The organism is uncultured Comamonas sp. (assembly GCF_964277875.1).
Lineage (GTDB): Bacteria > Pseudomonadota > Gammaproteobacteria > Burkholderiales > Burkholderiaceae_C > Comamonas > Comamonas sediminis.
In genome coordinates this window covers 1-18,232 of record NZ_CAXYJV010000049.1, presented here as the reverse complement: position 1 = coordinate 18,232, position 18,232 = coordinate 1, and the positions used below count along the sequence as shown (strand labels likewise).

The window sequence follows — 18,232 nt, the reverse complement described above, 5'->3', positions numbered from 1 at the left end:
AACGCTGAGATAGCTGCTTGTGCACAGATGCTGTGCGCAAGCAGCTATTTGTTTTATAGCAATGAGGATGAATGTCTTTTAGCAAACTCTCCCTCAAAGGCCGTGCGCTGCGCTATCTGGCGCAGCGCGAGCATTCGCGCGCTGAACTGCAGGGCAAGCTTGCCCCCCATGTGGAAGAGGGCGAGGACCTGGCGGCCATCCTCGACGAGCTCGAAGCCAAGGGTTTCATCAGCGCCGAGCGTTTCGTCGACAGCGTGATCCACACCAAGGCCGCCCGCTATGGCGCCAGCCGGGTGCTGCAGGAGCTGCGCCACAAGGGCGTGGATGCCGAGCTGATAGCAGATGCCCGGGAGCGCTTGCGCAGCACCGAGTTGCAGCGGGCCAGCGAGGTCTGGCAGCGCCGTTTTGGCACGCCGCCCGACAGCCCGCAGGAGCGCGCCCGGCAGATGCGCTTTCTGGCCAGCCGGGGCTTTGGCGGCGATGTGGTGCGCAAGGTGCTGCGCGGCGGAGACGGGGACTAGCCCGGCGCTATGCCGGTTTGTTATAGCTGTTAGTGGCGTGTGGCACTGCCTCACAGCGCGGCGTTGGCCCATAGTCGGTCTCCTCAGGAGACCCATGATGCAAAGACGACAGTGCAGCGCCGCGCTGCTGGCGCTGGGCGCGCTACCGTATACAAGCGCGGCGCAGCCGCGGCTGCCTTCACGTCCGATCCGCCTGGTGGTGCCGTTTGGCCCCGGCGGTGTTGCCGATCTGATGGTGCGTATCGTGTCGCGGACCCTGAGCGAGATGCTCGGCGGCCCGCCCATCGTGGTGGACAACCGGCCTGGTGCCGGTGGGGTGCTGGCGGCCGAGCAGGTGGCCCGCGCCGCGCCGGATGGCCAGGTACTGCTGCTGATGTCCAACGCCAATGCGGTGGCCGAGTCCTTGTTCGCTTCGCTGACCTACAGCACCGTCCGCGATTTTGCGCCGATCTCGCTGCTGGGGCGCTTTGACCTGGCCATGGTGGTCGCACACACCAGCCCGCTGCTATCGTTCCAGGGGCTGCTGGCACAGGCCCGGGCCCGGCCAGGGCAGCTCAACATCGGTACGTTGTACAGCGGCAGCACGCCCCATCTGGCGGCAGAACTGCTCAAGAGCACGCTGGGTCTGGATGTGGAACTGGTGCCCTACAACAGCTCTGCCGCGCTGTTCCATGCGCTGCGGGGCCAGCAGGTGGATGCCGCGGTGGACATGCTCGCGCCGGTGCTGGCGCATGTCGAAGGCCGGCTGCTCCGGGCGCTGGTGGTCATGGGCGGCAGGCGTGCAGCGGCCCTGCCTGGCGTTCCGACGGTGAGCGAAAGCGACGCAGCGGCCAGCGGCTTTGATGTGACCTCGTGGAATGGACTGGCGGCACCCGCCAATACCGCCCCTGCGACCATTGCCAGGCTCAGCGCGGCTGCCAATGCAGCGCTGGCCTCGGCCGATGTCGCTCAGCGGCTGCAGCGTCTGGGCGTGGTGCCGGAAGGCAGCACCCCGGCGGAGCTGGCAACGCTGCTGCAGCGCGACATACAGCGCTGGGCGGGCGTGATCGCGCGTGCCGGTATTGCCAGGCCCTGAGCGCTCAACGGCCCTGCCGGGATCGCCGAAAAAGGCCCGCCAGGCCTGCTGCCGGTGCCTGCTCGGCGACAATGGCGGCCATGAGCAATGCCGAACAGCCCAACAATCCTCTCCATGGCCTGACGTTGGAGAACCTCCTGAACGAGCTGGTCGCGTACTTTGGCTGGGAAGAGCTGGGCGAGCGCATACCGATCCGTTGCTTTTGCCTGGACCCGAGCATCAGCTCCAGCCTGCGGTTTTTGCGCAAAACGCCCTGGGCGCGTGAGAAGGTCGAGGGCCTGTACCTGTTCATGCTGCGCGAGAAAAGGCGCAGCGGCGGCTAAGGCCTGACCGCCGGCAGCGGGCTGCCCGTCGCCGTGCAGCGCTGTCCTACTTGCAGGCGGGCCGTGAGCCGCTAGGCTGGTCGTCTGTGCAAACAGGAGACCGATGATGACCGCGAAAAATACCGTATGCCTCTGGTACCGGGGTGATGCGCTGGATGCCGCGCAGTTCTACGCCCAGACTTTTCCCGACAGCTCGGTAGGCGCCGTGCACCGCGCGCCGGGCGATTACCCCGATGGCAAGCAGGGCGATGTGCTGGTCGTGGCGTTCCATGTGGCCGGTGTTCCGTGCATAGGGCTCAACGGCGGCCCGCATTTTCAGCACAACGAATCCTTTTCCTTCCAGATCGCCACCGACGACCAGGCCGAGACCGACCGCCTGTGGAACGCCATCGTCGGCCATGGCGGGCAGGAAAGCGCCTGCGGCTGGTGCAAGAACCGCTGGGGCATCTCCTGGCAAATCACCCCGCGCATGCTGACCGCTGCACTGTCCGACCCCGACCGCGCAGCCGCCAAGCGCGTCTTTGAGGCGATGATGGGCATGACCAAGATCGATATCGCCGCGCTGGAGGCGGCGCGCAAGGGCTGAGCCATCAGCGCTGTTTCGTTCTACTTGCTGCGGGTACACCACCAGCAGATCAGCGAGCCGGCCGTTACCAGCACCACCCCTTGCCAAAAGCTCCAGGAGGGCTGCACCTGCAGCCAGACGGTGCCGACCAGCGCGGACAGCACGGGGGTGAAGTAGGAACCCACGGCCATCACCGTGAGGTTGCCGGCGCGCAGGCCATGGTCCCAGCAGCTGTAGCCCAGGGCGGTGAGGCCGCTGAGCAGGCACAGCTGAGCGGCGGCGGGCAGCGAGAACTGCAGCGCCGGCTCTGCGCTGAGTGCGTACTTGACCCACAGCACCGCCCCGACGGCCCAGAGAAATGCAGGCAGCGCATTGGCGCCATGGGCATAGCGCTTGGCCATGACCGAGTAGCAGGGCCAGAGCCAGGCGGCCGAAAACGCCAGGCCATAGGCGAGCGGGTTGCTTTGCACATTGGCCCACAGGCTGGCGATGGACAGCGCGCTGTCCCCCTTGAGCACCAGCACAATGCCGGCCATGGCCAGCAAGACCCCCGGCACCAGGCCGGCGCGAAAGCGCTGCAGCCCAAAGGCGGTCGCCAGCACGATCGTCAGGCTCGGCCAGAGGTAGTTGATCATCCCCAGCTCCAGGGTCTGGCTGCGGTTGCTGGCAAAGCCCAGCGACAGCGACAGTGCGATCTCATAGAGCACAAACAGCAGGCCACAGCCCCAGAGATAGGCCGGGTGCATGGCGCGCAGCTGGGCCAGGCGCGGCATGCCAAAGCGCAACGTCACCAGCAAGGCCCCCAACGTAAACACCGCCGCGGCCCCGCCAATGGGGCCCAGGTGCTCAGCCACGCTGCGGAACAGGCCCACCGACGTGGACCAGCACAGCACGGCCGACAGGCCAATCAGGGTGGCGCGCTGCGAAGAGGCCTGGGGAGCGGGAATCGGAGAGGAAGACATGGACGCGGGCAGGTGCAGAGGGAGCGGAAGGCGCCCTGCATCCTAGCCGGAAAAGCGCAGCGCTGCAGCCACGCTACCGCATGGCGGTGCCAGGCGGGCGGGCGCAGTGGGGCGTTGGGTTGCGGTGTCTTTAAACGATGTGGCTGCCAAAGACCAGGGCGGCGGCGATGGTGGCCACGACGGTCAGCGCCGCAAATGCGATCAGGCCGCGCAGCTCCAGGCGCTTTTCGGCCTCTTGCTCGGCGGTGGTGGGGATATGGTTGGGGCGGGTGTAGTCCATGGGCAGTTCGGAAAAAACGCGGGCAACCCGCCCACTATAGTGCGGTGCCCGCCATTGGCGATGGGGCGCCACCTAGGTGTTTGCATGTGTATACAAGGGCTGGCGATGCTGCCCGGCCCGGGTGATGAGCGCGCAGTGCTGGACGGCGTGCGGCCCTCAGCCCGCCAGCTTTTTGATGTCGGCTGGCGCCGGGCTGCGGGTGGTCCACCAGCAGACCAGCGAGCCCAGTGTGACCAGCAGCACGCCTTGCCAAAAGCTCCACGATGGCTGCACCTGCAGCCAGAGGGTTCCCACCAACGCAGACAGCACCGGCGTGAAGTAGGAGCCCACGGCCATCACCGTGAGGTTGCCGGCGCGCAGGCCGTGGTCCCAGCAGCTGTAGCCCAGGGCTGTCAGGCCGCTGAGCAAGCCCAGCTGCAGCAGCGCCGGCAGCGTAAAGCGCAGCGGTGGTTCAGGGCTGAGCGCGTATTTGATCCAGAGCACGGCGGCCACAGCCCAGAGGAAGGCCGGCAGCGCATTGGCGCCTTGGGTGTAGCGCTTGGACACCACCGAATAGCAGGGCCAGAGGCAGGCTGCACACAAGGCCAGCGCATAGGCCAGCGGGTTGCTTTGCACATTGGCCCAGAGGCTGGCCAGCGACAGCGCGTTGTCGCCCTTGACCACCAGCACAATGCCCGCCATCGACAGCAGCACCCCCGGCACCAGGCCGGCGCGAAAACGCTGCAGGCCCATCACCGTGGCCATCACCAGGGTCAGGCTGGGCCAGAGGTAGTTGATCATGCCCAGCTCCAGGGTCTGGCCCCGGTGGCTGGCCCAGCCCAGCGACAGCGAAAAAGCGATTTCGTTGAGCACAAACAGCAGGCCGCAGCCCAGCAGGTAGGCCGGGTGCATGGCCTTGAGCTGCGCGGCGCGCGGCAGGCCAAAGCGCCAGGTGACGAGAAAGGCGCTGAGCGAAAACACGCAGGCGGCCCCGCCTATCGCCCCCAGGTGTTCCGCAACACTGCGGAACAGGCTCACCAGTGCAGACCAGCAGAGCACGGCAGAAAGCCCAATCAGCGTCGCGCGCTGGCTGGGCACAAGAGGAGGGGTGGACATGGGAGGAGGGGGGGATGCAGACGAGGGCGGCTCGCATCCTAGCGGCTATTGGGCAGCCTTGGTTTTGCTGAGGGCTTGGCACTGCAAAACGCTCGGATATGCGGCCAGCGGCTGCGCTGCATCGGCCCGGCTAGAGGCGCCCTGGCCGGCTTCCTTCATCGGCCTGGATCAGTAACCGCGCGCCCGGTCAAAGCAGTTGTCCAGCGCCTGCCCGGCCTGCCACTGCGCCATCGACAGGGCCACCTGGCGTGCCTTGGCGCGGCGGCTGGCGCTGGCGGCGATGTGCGGCGTGAGGATGACGCGGGGATGCGTCCACAGCGGCGAGTCGGCCGGCAAGGGTTCGGGCTCGGTCACGTCCAGCAGTGCGCCGGCCAATTGGCCGCTGTCGAGCGCGGCCACCAGATCAGTACTGTTGAGCTGGGTGCCCCGGCCCGCATTGACCAGCTGGGCGCCGGCCGGCAGCTGGGCAAACAGCGCGGCATTCAGAATGCCCCGGGTCGAGGGCGTATCGGGCAGCAGGCAGATGAGCACCTGGCTGCTGCGCAGAAATTCTGGCAGCTCGTCCTGGCCGCAGTAGCTGGTCACGCCCTCGATTTGCTTGCGTGTTTGCGACCAGCCTTGCACCGGGTAGCCGACGGCGCGCAGCATCTGCGCGGCTGCAGCGCCCAGGGTGCCCAGGCCCAGAATGCCCACGCGCAGCTCGCTGGCCACATAGGGCGGGTTGAACTCGATCCACTGCTGCTGGCGGTGCTGGGCCAGTGCGCGGGGCATGTTCTTTTGCAGCATCAGGGTGGCCATCAGGCAGAACTCGGCCATGCGCTGCTGTGATTCGCCCGTCACCATGCGCACGATGGGCAGGTGGGCTGGCAGGTCGCCGTCGGCCAGGATATGGTCCACGCCGGCCGCCGAGCTGAAGATGGCCTTGAGCTGCGGAAAGCTGGCCAGCACGCCGGTATCGGGCTCCCAGACCATCGCAAAATCCACCAGGCTGCGGTCGGCGGGCGGCGTGTTCCAGTCATGCACGACCACATGGGGCGCGAACTCGGCAAACAGCGCCGTCCATTCCGGAATGGCGGCGCTGCCGCCGCTTTTGATGATGAGGTGCAAGGGGGTGCTGGGGTCCATGGCGTGGGATGCGTTGAAGTGCAGAAAGACGGAAGGTGGCAGGGCCGGGCTCACATCGAGCGGGTGCGGTCCCCGGTGGAGATCGCATGCATCGGGTGGCGCAGGGTCGGGTCAAAGGGGTTGATCTGCGCGCTCAAGGTCTTGGCTTCGCGCAGCAGCATGTCGCGCACGATGGGCAGGCGCTCGTCGCTCAGGCGCGCGGTGTGCGTGCCGATCGACAGCGCGGCCACCACCTGGCCATTGCGGTCAAACACCGGCACCGCCAGGCCGGCCATGCCTTCGAGCAGGCCGGAGTTCTTCGCGGTATAGCCCTGGCGGTGCGCCTTGTCGATCTCGGTGCGCATGTAGACCTCGTCATAGACGTTGTAGTGCTGCATGCGCGGCAGGTTGAAGCGCAGCACCTCCTCGCGCTCGGCCTCGGGCAGGTTGGCCAGGATGACCAGCGAGCCCTGGCCCACGCCCAGCGCCACACGGCCGCCGATATCGCCGGTAAAGGTGCGGATGGGGAACTGGCCTTCGATGCGGTCCAGGCAGACCGCGTCGAAGCCCGAGCGCACCATCAGGATCACCGTGTCATTGAGGCTGGCGCACAGGCGCAGCAGCACCGGGCGCGCCAGGCTGCGCAGGTCGCTCACCGCACCGGCCTGGGCGGCCAGCGAGAACAGATCCAGGCTCAGCCGGTAGAGCTTGTGCACCTGGTCCTGCTCGACCATGCCCTCCTGGATCAGGCCCTGCAGCAGCCGGTGGGTGGTGGCCTGGGTCAGGCCGATTTCCTTGGCCAGGTGGGTGACCCGCACACCTTCGTTCTGGTGCGCGGCCAGCGCGCGCATCACCAAAAAGCTGCGATGCAGGGTGCCGCGCTGGTGGCTGTTGTCCTCAGAGGTGTCTGTGCTCATGGTTTTCCGGAATAAAAATTCTGCGACACTCGTTTTTATTCCATTTATCGGAATAAATCAAATTTATCTTCCATTATCAGTGTTTACACCGTGTATGAATTCAAACCACATTCCGAAAATAGATAAATAGTTGCAAATGTCGTTCATCCCTGCGACATGGCCGACGGGCCCTGCAACCCTGTGCCACCGAGGTGATTTCCATGAGTTTTCTGCGTCTCCACAACGTCTCCAAACAGTACGGCCCCAACCGGGTGGTCAGCCAGTTCAACCTGGATGTGCAAAAGGGCGAGTTCGTCTCCTTGCTCGGCCCCTCGGGCTGCGGCAAGACCACGAGCCTGCAGATGATTGCCGGCTTTGTGGATGTGACCGAAGGCCGCATCGAGCTGGATGGCAAGGACATCACCCGCGCCAAGGCCAATGAGCGCGGCCTGGGCATCGTGTTCCAGACCTATGCGCTGTTTCCGCACATGACCGTGCGCGAGAACGTCGAGTTCGGTCTGGAGATGCGCAAGGTGGCGCAGCCCGAGCGCAGCGAGCGCGCCACCGAGGCACTGGCCCTGGTGCACCTGGGCCCCTATGCCGACCGTTACCCGCGTGAACTGTCGGGTGGCCAGCGCCAGCGCGTGGCGCTGGCCCGGGCGCTGGTCATCAAGCCCCCGGTGCTGCTGCTCGATGAACCGCTGTCCAACCTGGATGCCAAGCTGCGCGAGGAGATGCAGTTCGAGCTGCGCGAGATCCAGCGCAAGGTGGGCACGACCACCATCATGGTGACCCATGACCAGAGCGAAGCCATGTCGATCAGCGACCGCGTGGTGGTGATGGAGGCTGGCCGCATCACCCAGGTGGATACGCCGCACACGGTGTACGAGCACCCGCACAACGCCTTTATCTCCACCTTTGTCGGCAAGGCCAACCTGCTGCAGGCCACCGTGCATGCCCAGGGCGGCCAGTGGCTGGCGCATGTGGGCGATGTGCAGATGGCGGTGCAGGATGTGCCGGCCGCAGCCGCCAGCCATGGCACGCGTTTGCTGCTGGGCCTGCGCCCCGAGAAAATCCAGCTCTCGGCCACCTCGGCCGGCCGCACCCAGGGCACCGTGCGCGAGCGCTTCTTCCTGGGCAACCTCTGGCTCTACACGGTGGAATGCCCGCTGGGCAGCATCACCGTGACGGCAGCCAACGATGGCGAGGCACCCCACCAGGTGGGCAGCCAGGTGGGCATTGACTGGTCCGACCGCAATGTGCGCCTGATCGCCGGTGACGGGGTGGCCGTATGAGCGAGCGCCGCACCTGGGCCCCCTGGGCCATGAGCGCGCCGGCGCTGCTGCTGTTTGCGGTGATGCTGGCGGTGCCGCTGCTGCTGACGACCATCCTGTCCTTCAATGCCTACAACGTGGACACCGGTCCGGTCGCGGGCAGCTTCACGGTCGAGCACTATGTGCACATCGTCACCGACAGCTACTACTACGAGATCTTCTGGCGCACCCTGTGGATTTCGGGCCTGGTCACCTTGATCTGCATCGCCATCGGCGCGCCCGAGGCCTACATCCTGAGCAAGATGCGCGCGCCGTGGCGCTCCATCTTCTTGCTGATCATCCTGGCGCCGCTGCTGATCTCGGTGGTGGTGCGGGCCTTTGGCTGGAGCATGCTGCTCGGCCCCGAGGGGCTGATCAACGACATCTTCCGCCTCGTGGGCATCGGCCCGGTCAAGCTGCTCTACAACGAGACGGCCATCGTCATTGCACTGGTGCATGTGATGCTGCCCTTCATGGTGATCCCCGTCTGGACCTCGCTGCAAAAGCTCGATCCTTCGGTCGAAAGCGCCTCGCTGTCGCTGGGTGCCTCGCACTTCACCACCTTGCGCCGCGTGGTGTTTCCGCAGGTGCTGCCCGGCATTCTGTCGGGCAGCCTGATCGTGTTCGGCCTGGCGGCCAGCTCGTTTGCGATTCCCGGCCTGCTGGGCGGGCGTCGGGTCAAGATGGTCGCCACCCTGATCTATGACGAATACCTGCACGAGCTGAACTGGCCGCTGGGCGCAGCCATCGCCTTTGTGCTGCTGGCCGCCAATCTGGTGATCATGCTGGGCTGGAACCGCATGGTTGAAGGCCGCTACAAGAAGACCCTGGGCTGAGAGGCGAGGTGACTGACATGCAAAAAAACGGACCCATTGCCCTCATCTTCAACGCGCTGGTCATCATCTTCATGCTGGCGCCGCTGGTCATCGTCTGCCTGGTGGCCTTCACCCCGGCTGAAACCTTGACCCTGCCGACCACCAGCTTCTCGCTGCGCTGGTTCGAGCAGGTGCTGCACCATGCCGACTTTGTCCAGTCGTTCTGGAACAGCCTGGGCCTGGCCGTCGCCGCCGCGTCCATCTCCACCGCGCTGGCTGTGCCCGCCGCCATTGCGCTGGTGCGCTATGAGATCCCCGGCCGTGGCGCGCTGCAGGCGCTGTTCCTGTCGCCGCTGATCATTCCCCACCTGGTGCTGGGTGTGGCCATGCTGCGCATGTTCTCGCTCGTGGGCGGCCAGGGCAGCTTTGGCTGGCTGATCTTTGCCCATGCGCTGGTGGTGATGCCCTACACCATGCGCCTGGTGATGGCCGCGCTGATCGGCTTTGACCGCAGCGCCGAGCAGGCCGCCTACTCGCTGGGCGCCAGCAATGCCACGGTGTTCAAGCGCATCACCTTGCCGATGATCCTGCCCGGCATCACCGGCGGCTGGCTGCTGGCCTTCATCAACAGCTTTGACGAGCTGACCATGTCGATCTTTGTGGTCTCGCCCAGCACGGTGACCTTGCCGGTGCGCATGTACATGTATGCCACCGAGTCGCTGGACCCGATGATGGCAGCGGTATCGGCGCTGATCGTGTTCATCACCTTGGGGTTGATGCTCCTGCTCGACAAGGTCTATGGTCTGGACCGCATCCTGATTGGCAAGCACTGATGGCACACGCAATCCCTCTTTTGCCGGCCGGCCAGCTGCAGCGCCTCAAGGAGCAGGGCCGCCAGCCGCTGCAGTTTGTGCTCAACGGCCAGCCTGCCCAGGCGTTGCAGGGCGACACGGTGCTGACGGCGGTGCTGACCCAGTCGGCCCAGCTGCGCAGCCATGAGTTTGCCCATAGCCCGCGCGCTGGCTTTTGCATGATGGGCGCCTGCCAGGACTGCTGGGTCACCCTCGGCGGCGAGCAGGCCGGCCGCAAGCTGCGCGCCTGCTCCACCTTGCTGCAGCCGGGCATGCAGATCTGCACCACGGCAGAGGCCGTGGCCCAAGCTACCGCCACCCAGGTGCAACCATGATTGCCAGCGATTTCTACCTGGACGACCCCCGGCCCGCAGACGGCCCGCCCGTCATCGTGGGCGCCGGGCCTGCCGGCATCCGTGCCGCACAAACCCTGCTGGCCCACGGCCTGCGCCCGGTTGTCATTGACGAGGCGCCCAAGGCCGGTGGCCAGATCTACCGCCGCCAGCCCGATGGCTTCAGCCGCAAGCCCAAGGACCTGTATGGCTTTGAGCACGGCCGCGCCAGCGACCTGCACCAGACCTTTGACCGCCTGCGCCCGCAGCTGGACTACCGGCCCGACACCCTGGTCTGGAACGCCCAGGGCCACAGCCTGGACCTGCTGCACACGGCGCAGCGCACGGCAGACAGCCTGCGCTGGCGCGATCTGATCGTGGCCACCGGTGCCACTGACCGTGTATTGCCGTTGCCCGGCTGGACCCTGCCCGGTGTCTACACCTTGGGCGGCGCCCAGGTGGCCCTCAAGTACCAGGGCTGTGCGATTGGCGATGCGGTGGTGTTTGCCGGCACCGGCCCCTTGCTCTACCTAGTGGCCTACCAATATGCCAAGGCGGGCGGCCGGGTGCTGGCGGTGCTGGACACCGCCCCGGCCGTGCAGCGCTACAAGGCTGCGCCCGCGATGCTGGCCCAGCCGGCAGTGGCCGCCAAGGGCCTGTACTTGGTGAGCTGGCTGATGTTCCACGACGTGCCGGTGCACCATGGCGTGCAGCTGCTGCGCGCCGAAGGCGCCGACAGGGTGCAGGCGCTGGTGTGGAAGGATGCACAGGGCGCCGAGCAGCGCACTGCCTGCAGCGCCATCGGCCTGGGCTATGCGCTGCGGCCCGAGACGCAGCTGGCCGACCTGCTGGGCTGCGAATTCGCCTTTGCACCGCTGCACCGCTGCTATGTGCCGCAGATCGATGCCGACCGGCGCAGCAGTGTGCCCGGTGTCTATTTGGCCGGCGATGGCGCCGGCATCATGGGCGCCGATGCGGCCGAGATGTCCGGCGAGCTGGCTGCGCTGGCTTTGCTGCAGGACCGGGGCATTGCGACCGATACAGCGCGCCAGGCCAGGCTGCGCGAGCAGCTGGACAAGACGCAGCAGTTCCGCCAGGCGCTGGAGGTGGCGTTTCCCTTTCCCGACGACTGGGCCGCGCGTGCACCGGACGAGCTGGTGGTCTGCCGCTGCGAAAACATCACCGCTGGCGAGCTGCGCGCCACTGCGGCGACCCAGCCGCAGGGCGATATCAACCGCATCAAGGCGCTGTGCCGGGTGGGCATGGGCCGCTGCCAGGGCCGCATGTGCGGCGTGGCGGCAACCGAGATCCTGGCCGACACCTTGAAGGTGCCGGTGGCGCAGATCGGCCGCATCCGGGGCCAGGCGCCGATCAAGCCGCTGCCGCTGGACATGACGGTGCTGCCGCAGGACCAGGAGGCCTCCCATGGTTAAGCAACTGGCCACCGAGGTGGTGGTGATCGGCGGCGGCATCATGGGTGCGAGCACGGCGCTCTTTCTGCGCCGGCGCGGCATCCAGGTGGTGATGCTCGAGCGCGATCTTTGCGGCTCCCGTTCCAGCGGCGTCAACTTTGGCGGTGTGCGCCGCCAGGGCCGCTCGTTGGCGATGCTGCCGCTGTCCCAGCGCGCCCACCAGCACTGGGGGCGGCTGACCGAACTGATCGGCACCGAGGCCGAGTACGAGCGCTCGGGCCACTTCAAGATTGCCCGCTCGCAGGCGGACATGGAATCCCTCGTGCGGTATGCCGAGAAGACGCGCGACTGCGGGCTGGACCTGCAGCTGCTCGACGGCGCGGCGCTGCACAAGCGCTTTCCGGTCGGCGGCGCCAAGGTGGTGGGCGGCTCCTTCTGCCCGGATGACGGCCAGGCCAATCCGCGCCTGCTGTCCCCGGCCTTTGCCACGGCGGCCGCGCGGGCCGGTGCCCAGGTGTTCGAGCACACGCCGGTGCTGGAAGTGGCGCACAATGGCCAGCGCTTTGTGGTGCGCACGCCGGAGATGGAGATCCGCGCGAATGTGGTGGTCAACGCTGCAGGTGCCTGGGCCGGCCAGTTTGCCGAGCAGTGCGGCGAGCCGGTGCCCATGCGCATCCGGCCACCGGCGATGGGGGTGACCGAGCCCTTGCCGTTCTTCTTGCACTGGAGCCTGGGCGTGGAAGGCGGCAGCATCTACTGCCGCCAGGTGCGCCGGGGCAATGTGGTGTTTGGCGGCGGGCCCGGCCTGGTGCTGGACGACACCCGCGCCCGCAACCGCCACACCACCGTCTGGGCACAGCTGCCGCAGCTGGTGGAGCTGCTGCCCCAGTTGAAGAACGCCCAGCTGATCCGCACCTGGAGCGGCAATGAGGGCGCCTTGCCTGACCACGAGCCTATCATCAGTGCCAGCAGCCGCCAGGCCGGCCTCTACCATGCCTTCGGTTTTGCCGGCGGTGGCTTCCAGCTGGGGCCGGGCGTGGGCGATGTGATGGCCGAGCTGATCGCCGAGGGCCGCAGCAGCACGCCGATTGACGCTTTCCGCATAGACCGATTTACCGACCCCGCATGTTCTACCTGAAAGGAATCCACATGTCTTCTTGGACGACGACCCTCAAAACCCCTGTGCGCGCCATCGCCCTGTTGGCCTCTGTGGTGGCTGCGGCCAGCGCGGTGCAGGCGCAGACCAAAACCATTTACATCGGCATGAATGGCGGCAACATGGAGCGCACCTATTCGCAGTTCGTGTTCCCCGCATTCGAGAAGGCCAACAACGTCAAGGTGGTGGTGGTGCCGGGCACCTCGACCGACATCCTGGCCAAGGCCCAGGCCTCCAAGGACAAGGCCCAGATGCAGGTCATGACCCTGGATGACGGCGTGATGTACCGCGCCATCAGCATGGGCCTGTGCGAGAAGCTCAAGCCCGCTGCCAGCTACGGCGACATTCCGGCCATCGCCAAGATCAAGGACAGCGCGATTGGCCTGTCGATGGGCCTGACCGGCCTGGCCTACAACACCAAGATGTTTGCCGACAAGGGCTGGGCGGCGCCCACTTCCTGGAACGACCTGGCGGACCCCAAGCTCAAGGGCAAGGTGGTCGTGCAATCGATGCCGGCATCGTCGTTTGGCCTGCATGCCTTCCTGATGTTCAACCGCCTCAAGGGCGGCACCGAGAAGAATGTGGACCCGGCCTTCAAGGCCTGGCCGACGACGATTGGCCCGAACGTGGTGGAGTACATCCCCAATTCGTCCAAGGTGGTGGAGATGATGCAGGCCGGTGATGCGGCCATCTTCCCCTACACCCTGACGCAGGCCGAGCTGATGAAGTCCAAGGGCATCCCGATGGAATATGTGGCGCCCAAGGAAGGCGCGGTGGTGCTGATGACCGCCATGTGCGTGCTCAACAACAACCCCGAGTCCGATCTGGCGCAAAAGCTGGTGGAGTACCTGGTGAGCCCTGAAGCCCAGGCGCTGGCGATGGAAAATGGCAGCTACAACCCGGTGAACCCCAAGACCAAGCTGCAAGGCAAGCCGGCCGAAGAGCAGAACAAGATGAACGCCATCCTGAAGAACGCCGTGGCTGTGGACTGGGATGTGGTCAACGCCGACCGCCCCGAATGGAACAAGCGCTGGAACCGCACGGTGGAGCGCTGACAGCCGGCAGGTGCCTGGCGCGATAGCACCCGGCACCTGGCGGGACCGATAGCAAAGCTGCCAACGCATGCCCTTCACCGGATCGGCGTGGGCAGCTTTTTATTTTGTGCCCTGGCCCAGTGGCTGGCCGTTGACGGTCTGGCCGTAGAGCGAGAACGCGCTGTCGTGGAAGCGCTTGCGCGTGTCTTCGATGTTGCCGGTAAAGCGCGGATCCTGCGGGCGCTCGTGGCTGTTGATGTAGGTGGCCACATCCCAGGCATCCTGGTCGCTGAGCGTATGGCCCTTGCCCAGCGGCATATTGGCCTGGATGAAGCCGGCTGCCTTGTCCACCTCATGCATGCCGGCGCCCCAGTTGTACGACTGCTTGCCCCACAGCGGCGGGAAGACCTGCACATCGCCGCTGCGCTGGCCCTGGCCGTCATCGCCATGGCACAGCGCGCACTGGGCGTTGAACACTTTCTGGCCGCGTGCATAGTCGGGCGCCTGGGCGGGTTTGGCCAGCTTGGGGTAGCTGGCGCCGGGCAGCTTCTCGCCCACCGGCGCGCCCTTGGACATCCAATAGGCATAGGCCTCCAGTGCCACCAGCACCTCATCACCAGGGGGCGGGGCCTTGCCGTTCATGCTGTACATGAAGCAGCCGCGCAGCCGCTCGGAGAAGGTATCGACGCTCTTGGTCTTGCTGCGGTAGGCGGGGTATTGGGTGTAGGCGCCCCACAGCGGCGCGGAGTCGGCAGCGCGCCCTGCATCCAGGTGGCAGTTGACGCAGTTGAGCGTATTGCCGACAAAGGCCTTGGCCTGGGTGCTGGTGTGCAGAAAGATCTGCTCGCCCCGGCGGATCACATCGCCCATCGGGCCTTCGGGAATCGCATCGGCAGCGGGTGGGGCGAAGGCGGCAGTGCTGGCTGCAGTTGGCGCTTTGGCTGCGCTGGCGGCGGGCGTGGCAGCTGCAGGTGCTGGCTTGGGTGCATCCGCTGCGGCAGTAGCGGGTGCCGGGTTGGGGCTGGCGGGAGCTGCTGCTGGTTTTTGCGCGGTCTGGGCGGGCGCTGCGGCGGGCCGCTCATCGGCCAGCTCGCCCATGCTTTTGTTCACCTGCACCCCAAAGCTGATGGCGGCCACGAGCACGATGGCAACGACGACCACCACAAAGATCTTGAGGTACTGCCACTCGCTGTGCTGGACGCGGGCCTGCTCCTCGGGCGTTTCCAGATGGTTGGGGCGCTGGTAATCCATGCTGTTCTCCGCTCAACGCTGGGCAGCGCCCGAGGCGCCGGCGTAGTACTGGGCGATGGCGTTGACATCATCGCTGCTGAGCTTTTTGGCAATGCCTTCCATGAGGCCTAGCGGCCCGGGCGGGCGGCTGCCTTTTTTCCAGGCATCGATCTGCGCTTGCATATAACCGGCGCTGAGTTTGGCAATGGCGGGGAAATGCGCACCCACGCCAGCCCCACCGGGCCCGTGGCAGCTGTTGCAGGCGGGGATGCCCTCTTGCATGCGGCCACGCTCCACCAGCCAGGCGCCCTTGTCTTTGGCACCGGCCTGGCTGGGTGAGGCGGCGATGCCCGATGGCAGGCTGGCAAAGTAAGCAGCGACATCGGCGCGCTGCTGCGAGGTCAAGCCCTTGGCAATGGGCGCCATGATGGGGTTGCCGCGCGAGCCATCGGCAAAGGCATCCAACTGGCTGCGCAGATAGCTGCTGCCCTGGCCGGCCAGCGGCGGGAAGGCGGCCATGCCCTGGCCTTTGGCGCCATGGCAGCTGGCGCAGGAGGCCACGGTGGGCGGCAAGCCGTTGTTGGCGATCTGTTCACCTTGCTGGGGGTTGGCGGTTTGGGCCTGGGCAGCGGCGCACAGCAACAGCGCCCAGGGCCAGACTGCGCCAAGCCGGCGCAGCATGCGCGTGGGAGTGTGTCTCATCGTGTTATGGCTGTAGTTTGGACAGATGGTAGGCAGGGATGGCCTGGGGCAGTGTCGGCCAATGCCGATGGTGTTGCCCACCTTGCGCACATGAAAAAAGCCGCTGGCAAGCGGCTTGGTGGGGGGAAGCGGTCTCGGACTCAGAGGCCCAGCATCAACTTGAGGTTTTGCACCGCTGCGCCGCTGGCGCCCTTGCCCAGGTTGTCCAGGCGGGCGATGACCACGGCCTGGCGCAGCTGTTCATTGCCGAACACGCGGATTTCCAGCTTGTTGGTGCCCGCCAAGGTATCGGCGGCCAGCTTGTTGTCGTCAGTAGGCGGCAGCACCTGCACCCATTGCTCGTCCTGGTTGGTTTGGGCGTAGTGGGCGGCCAGGGCGTTGTGCAGGTCGCTCAGCAGCGGCTTGCCGGGCAGTTCATCGAGGTGCAGCGGCAGCTGCACCAGCATGCCCTGGGCGAAGTTGCCGACCGCAGGGATGAACACCGGGCGGCGGGTCAGTCCGGTGTATTTCAGGATTTCGGGGATGTGCTTGTGCGTCAGGCCCAGTGCATAGGCCTCATAAGGCGCGGCACCGCCGGCCTCGTAAGCTTCCATCATTTGGCGGCCGCCACCGGAGTAGCCGGACACCGAAGGCAGTGCCAGCGCAGCATCGGCAGGGACCAGGCCGGCATCGATCAGCGGGCGCAGAATGGCGATGGCACCAGTGGCATAGCAGCCGGGGTTGGAGACGCGCTTGGCCGCTTGCACGGCGGCTTTCTGGCCTGCGCTCAGCTCGGGGAAGCCATAGACCCACTGGTCGTTGACGCGGTGGGCGGTGGAGGCATCGATGATGCGGATGCTGCGGCCGGTTTCCTGCTCGATGGCATCGACCATGGCTGTGGTGTCCTTGGCGGCATCGTCGTGCAGGCACAGGATGACCAGATCCACGCCCGCGATCAGCGCGCGCTTGGCGGCAGGGTCCTTGCGCAGTTCGGGGGCAATGCTTACCAACTCCACGCCGGGCATATCCACCAGGCGTTCGCGAATCTGCAGACCGGTGGTGCCAGCTTCGCCGTCGATAAACACTTTTGCCATTGCCATCACTCCTGCTGTGCGTTGGCCCCTGCACGGGCAGCGGGCACTTGGGTTCGGGAAAGTGCTTATTGTCATACAAAGCTGCGCAAGACGTGCAGGACGATGGCAAATTTGCCTGTGCGCAAGGCGGGGTCGCGAAGTGCGCTGGGCATGCCGTTGTGGCGTCTGCGATGGCCAGATGCCGGGCTCCAGCGCAGTGCGCACTAGCGCAAAAAGGGGTCAGCACTGGGCGGTTGTGCCAAAAATCCTGCACTGCCGAGGTTTTTACAGACAAGTTTTGCGCCCGCCTCCGACATGCGTTGACTGCAGTGGCTGACAGACGCATTGGACGGAGATGGCTGCTGAATATGGCTGGCTAGCTATACAAATAATAGCTATAAGCATTCCAACGGCTGCCAAACCCCGGAAGCGCGTTAGGGCTCCTGCAGGCGCTGCCGCCCATGGCGCAGTGCAGCATGGTAAATTCGCGGACTGCCAGGCCTTCTGCCTTGTTTGCGAGTTCTTTGTTCTGCGCGCTCGGCCGCCGGGTTTTTTCCCATTTTGTTTTACTGAGAGACATCATGAAAATTCATGAATACCAAGGCAAGGAAATCTTGCGTCAGTTCGGCGTGCCCGTTCCGCGCGGTATCCCCGCCTTCACTGTGCAAGAAGCAGTGGAAGCAGCACAGAAGCTGGGCGGCCCCGTGTGGGTGGTGAAGGCCCAGATTCACGCAGGTGGCCGCGGTAAGGGCGGTGGCGTGAAGGTTGCCAAGACCATCGACGACGTGAAGGCGTTGTCCGAGCAAATCCTCGGCATGCAGCTGGTGACCCACCAGACGGGCCCTGAAGGCCAGAAGGTGCGCCGCCTGTACATCGAAGACGGTGCCGACATCCAGCAGGAATACTACCTGTCTGCCGTGACCGACCGTGGCACGCAGAAGGTGGCCTTCATCGCTTCGAGCGAAGGCGGCATGGACATCGAGGAAGTGGCGCACAGCACCCCTGAAAAGATCATCACCGTGCTGGTCGACCCCATTGCTGGCTTCACGCAAGCCAATGGTGAAGAGCTGGCCAAGGGCATCGGCATGCCTGCTGATTCGGTGGCCCAGTTCATCGATATCTGCCAAAAGCTGTACAAGTGCTACATGGACACGGACGCTTCGCTGGTGGAAATCAACCCGCTGAACCGTGACTCCAAGGGCAACGTGATTGCACTGGACTCCAAGTTCAACTTCGATCCCAACGCGCTGTTCCGTCACCCAGAACTGGTGGCCCTGCGCGATCTGGACGAAGAAGATCCTGCTGAAGTGGAAGCTTCGAAGTTCGACCTGGCCTACATCAGCCTGGACGGCAACATCGGCTGCCTGGTGAACGGCGCTGGCCTGGCCATGGCCACGATGGACACCATCAAGCTGTTCGGCGGCGAGCCTGCCAACTTCCTGGACGTGGGCGGCGGTGCCACCCCCGAGAAGGTCACCGAAGCCTTCAAGATCATGCTCAAGAACCCCAAGGTC

20 protein-coding genes are annotated in these 18,232 nt (G+C 65.6%); 12 read left to right on the top strand and 8 right to left on the bottom strand.

Annotation, left to right across the window (positions count from 1 at the left end; translation table 11 throughout):
• Positions 1–71: 71 nt before the first annotated feature.
• The 4 genes from recX (at position 72) to ACHWUQ_RS20480 (ending at position 2,505) form a co-directional block, all read left to right on the top strand.
• Positions 72–521 carry a recombination regulator RecX gene (gene recX, locus ACHWUQ_RS20495; protein WP_394682291.1) on the top strand — a complete coding sequence of 150 codons (450 nt, stop codon included), beginning with the start codon at positions 72–74 and terminating at the stop codon, positions 519–521.
• Positions 522–618: 97 nt separating this feature from the next.
• Positions 619–1,596: a tripartite tricarboxylate transporter substrate-binding protein gene (locus tag ACHWUQ_RS20490; RefSeq protein WP_394682290.1), complete on the top strand. Its 978-nt coding sequence runs from the start codon at positions 619–621 to the stop codon at positions 1,594–1,596.
• Positions 1,597–1,667: 71 nt separating this feature from the next.
• Entirely contained in the window at positions 1,668–1,919 is a 252-nt protein-coding gene (locus tag ACHWUQ_RS20485) for a VF530 family protein (protein ID WP_312450940.1), read from the top strand.
• 106 nt (positions 1,920–2,025) lie between these two features.
• Positions 2,026–2,505, top strand: coding sequence for a VOC family protein (locus ACHWUQ_RS20480; protein ID WP_394682289.1), 480 nt, complete (start codon positions 2,026–2,028; stop codon positions 2,503–2,505).
• A gap of 20 nt (positions 2,506–2,525) precedes the next feature.
• Here the strand turns inward: ACHWUQ_RS20480 and yddG (ACHWUQ_RS20475) are convergent, their stop codons facing one another.
• From yddG (ACHWUQ_RS20475) to ACHWUQ_RS20455, 5 genes are all read right to left on the bottom strand, one after another.
• Positions 2,526–3,446, bottom strand: a complete 921-nt coding sequence (gene yddG, locus ACHWUQ_RS20475) for an aromatic amino acid DMT transporter YddG (RefSeq protein ID WP_394682288.1) — start codon at positions 3,444–3,446, stop codon at positions 2,526–2,528.
• Between the two features lie 130 nt (positions 3,447–3,576).
• Complete coding sequence (locus ACHWUQ_RS20470; protein ID WP_239809843.1) at positions 3,577–3,726, bottom strand: hypothetical protein; 150 nt, start codon at positions 3,724–3,726, stop codon at positions 3,577–3,579.
• A gap of 156 nt (positions 3,727–3,882) precedes the next feature.
• A complete protein-coding gene (gene yddG / locus ACHWUQ_RS20465) occupies positions 3,883–4,821 on the bottom strand; it encodes an aromatic amino acid DMT transporter YddG (RefSeq protein ID WP_239809842.1) in 939 nt (312 codons plus the stop codon).
• A gap of 168 nt (positions 4,822–4,989) precedes the next feature.
• Positions 4,990–5,946: a glyoxylate/hydroxypyruvate reductase A gene (locus ACHWUQ_RS20460; protein WP_239809841.1), complete on the bottom strand. Its 957-nt coding sequence runs from the start codon at positions 5,944–5,946 to the stop codon at positions 4,990–4,992.
• Positions 5,947–5,996: 50 nt separating this feature from the next.
• Positions 5,997–6,842 carry an IclR family transcriptional regulator gene (locus ACHWUQ_RS20455; protein ID WP_239809840.1) on the bottom strand — a complete coding sequence of 282 codons (846 nt, stop codon included), beginning with the start codon at positions 6,840–6,842 and terminating at the stop codon, positions 5,997–5,999.
• A 200-nt stretch (positions 6,843–7,042) separates the two neighbouring features.
• Between ACHWUQ_RS20455 and ACHWUQ_RS20450 the strand changes: the two genes are divergently transcribed.
• The 7 genes from ACHWUQ_RS20450 to ACHWUQ_RS20420 are packed head-to-tail and all read left to right on the top strand — an operon-like array spanning position 7,043 to position 13,755.
• Positions 7,043–8,116 carry an ABC transporter ATP-binding protein gene (locus tag ACHWUQ_RS20450; RefSeq protein ID WP_394682287.1) on the top strand — a complete coding sequence of 358 codons (1,074 nt, stop codon included), beginning with the start codon at positions 7,043–7,045 and terminating at the stop codon, positions 8,114–8,116.
• Positions 8,113–8,970 carry an ABC transporter permease gene (locus ACHWUQ_RS20445; RefSeq protein ID WP_239809838.1) on the top strand — a complete coding sequence of 286 codons (858 nt, stop codon included), beginning with the start codon at positions 8,113–8,115 and terminating at the stop codon, positions 8,968–8,970. Before ACHWUQ_RS20450 ends, ACHWUQ_RS20445 begins: the two co-directional genes overlap by 4 nt.
• Before the next feature lie 17 nt (positions 8,971–8,987).
• On the top strand, positions 8,988–9,782 hold the full coding sequence (locus ACHWUQ_RS20440; protein ID WP_394682286.1) for an ABC transporter permease: 795 nt from the start codon (positions 8,988–8,990) through the stop codon (positions 9,780–9,782).
• Positions 9,782–10,135, top strand: coding sequence for a (2Fe-2S)-binding protein (locus ACHWUQ_RS20435; protein ID WP_230779845.1), 354 nt, complete (start codon positions 9,782–9,784; stop codon positions 10,133–10,135). Before ACHWUQ_RS20440 ends, ACHWUQ_RS20435 begins: the two co-directional genes overlap by 1 nt.
• The gene (locus tag ACHWUQ_RS20430) at positions 10,132–11,565 is read left to right on the top strand and encodes an FAD-dependent oxidoreductase (protein WP_394682285.1); all 1,434 of its coding nucleotides are present in this window, start codon (positions 10,132–10,134) and stop codon (positions 11,563–11,565) included. The genes ACHWUQ_RS20435 and ACHWUQ_RS20430 overlap by 4 nt, the downstream gene beginning before the upstream one ends.
• Positions 11,558–12,682 carry an NAD(P)/FAD-dependent oxidoreductase gene (locus ACHWUQ_RS20425; RefSeq protein WP_394682284.1) on the top strand — a complete coding sequence of 375 codons (1,125 nt, stop codon included), beginning with the start codon at positions 11,558–11,560 and terminating at the stop codon, positions 12,680–12,682. The genes ACHWUQ_RS20430 and ACHWUQ_RS20425 overlap by 8 nt, the downstream gene beginning before the upstream one ends.
• An 11-nt stretch (positions 12,683–12,693) precedes the next feature.
• Positions 12,694–13,755, top strand: a complete 1,062-nt coding sequence (locus ACHWUQ_RS20420; protein WP_312411961.1) for an ABC transporter substrate-binding protein — start codon at positions 12,694–12,696, stop codon at positions 13,753–13,755.
• Positions 13,756–13,854: 99 nt separating this feature from the next.
• Here ACHWUQ_RS20420 and ACHWUQ_RS20415 read toward each other — a convergent pair whose 3' ends face one another.
• From ACHWUQ_RS20415 to argC, 3 genes are all read right to left on the bottom strand, one after another.
• Positions 13,855–14,985, bottom strand: coding sequence for a c-type cytochrome (locus ACHWUQ_RS20415; protein WP_394682283.1), 1,131 nt, complete (start codon positions 14,983–14,985; stop codon positions 13,855–13,857).
• 12 nt (positions 14,986–14,997) lie between these two features.
• Positions 14,998–15,666, bottom strand: a complete 669-nt coding sequence (locus ACHWUQ_RS20410) for a c-type cytochrome (protein WP_394682282.1) — start codon at positions 15,664–15,666, stop codon at positions 14,998–15,000.
• 140 nt (positions 15,667–15,806) lie between these two features.
• Complete coding sequence (gene argC / locus ACHWUQ_RS20405; protein ID WP_394682281.1) at positions 15,807–16,739, bottom strand: N-acetyl-gamma-glutamyl-phosphate reductase; 933 nt, start codon at positions 16,737–16,739, stop codon at positions 15,807–15,809.
• 560 nt (positions 16,740–17,299) lie between these two features.
• Between argC and sucC the strand changes: the two genes are divergently transcribed.
• Positions 17,300–18,232: ADP-forming succinate--CoA ligase subunit beta (gene sucC, locus ACHWUQ_RS20400; RefSeq protein WP_394682280.1), on the top strand; the 933-nt coding region annotated here is incomplete at its 3' end.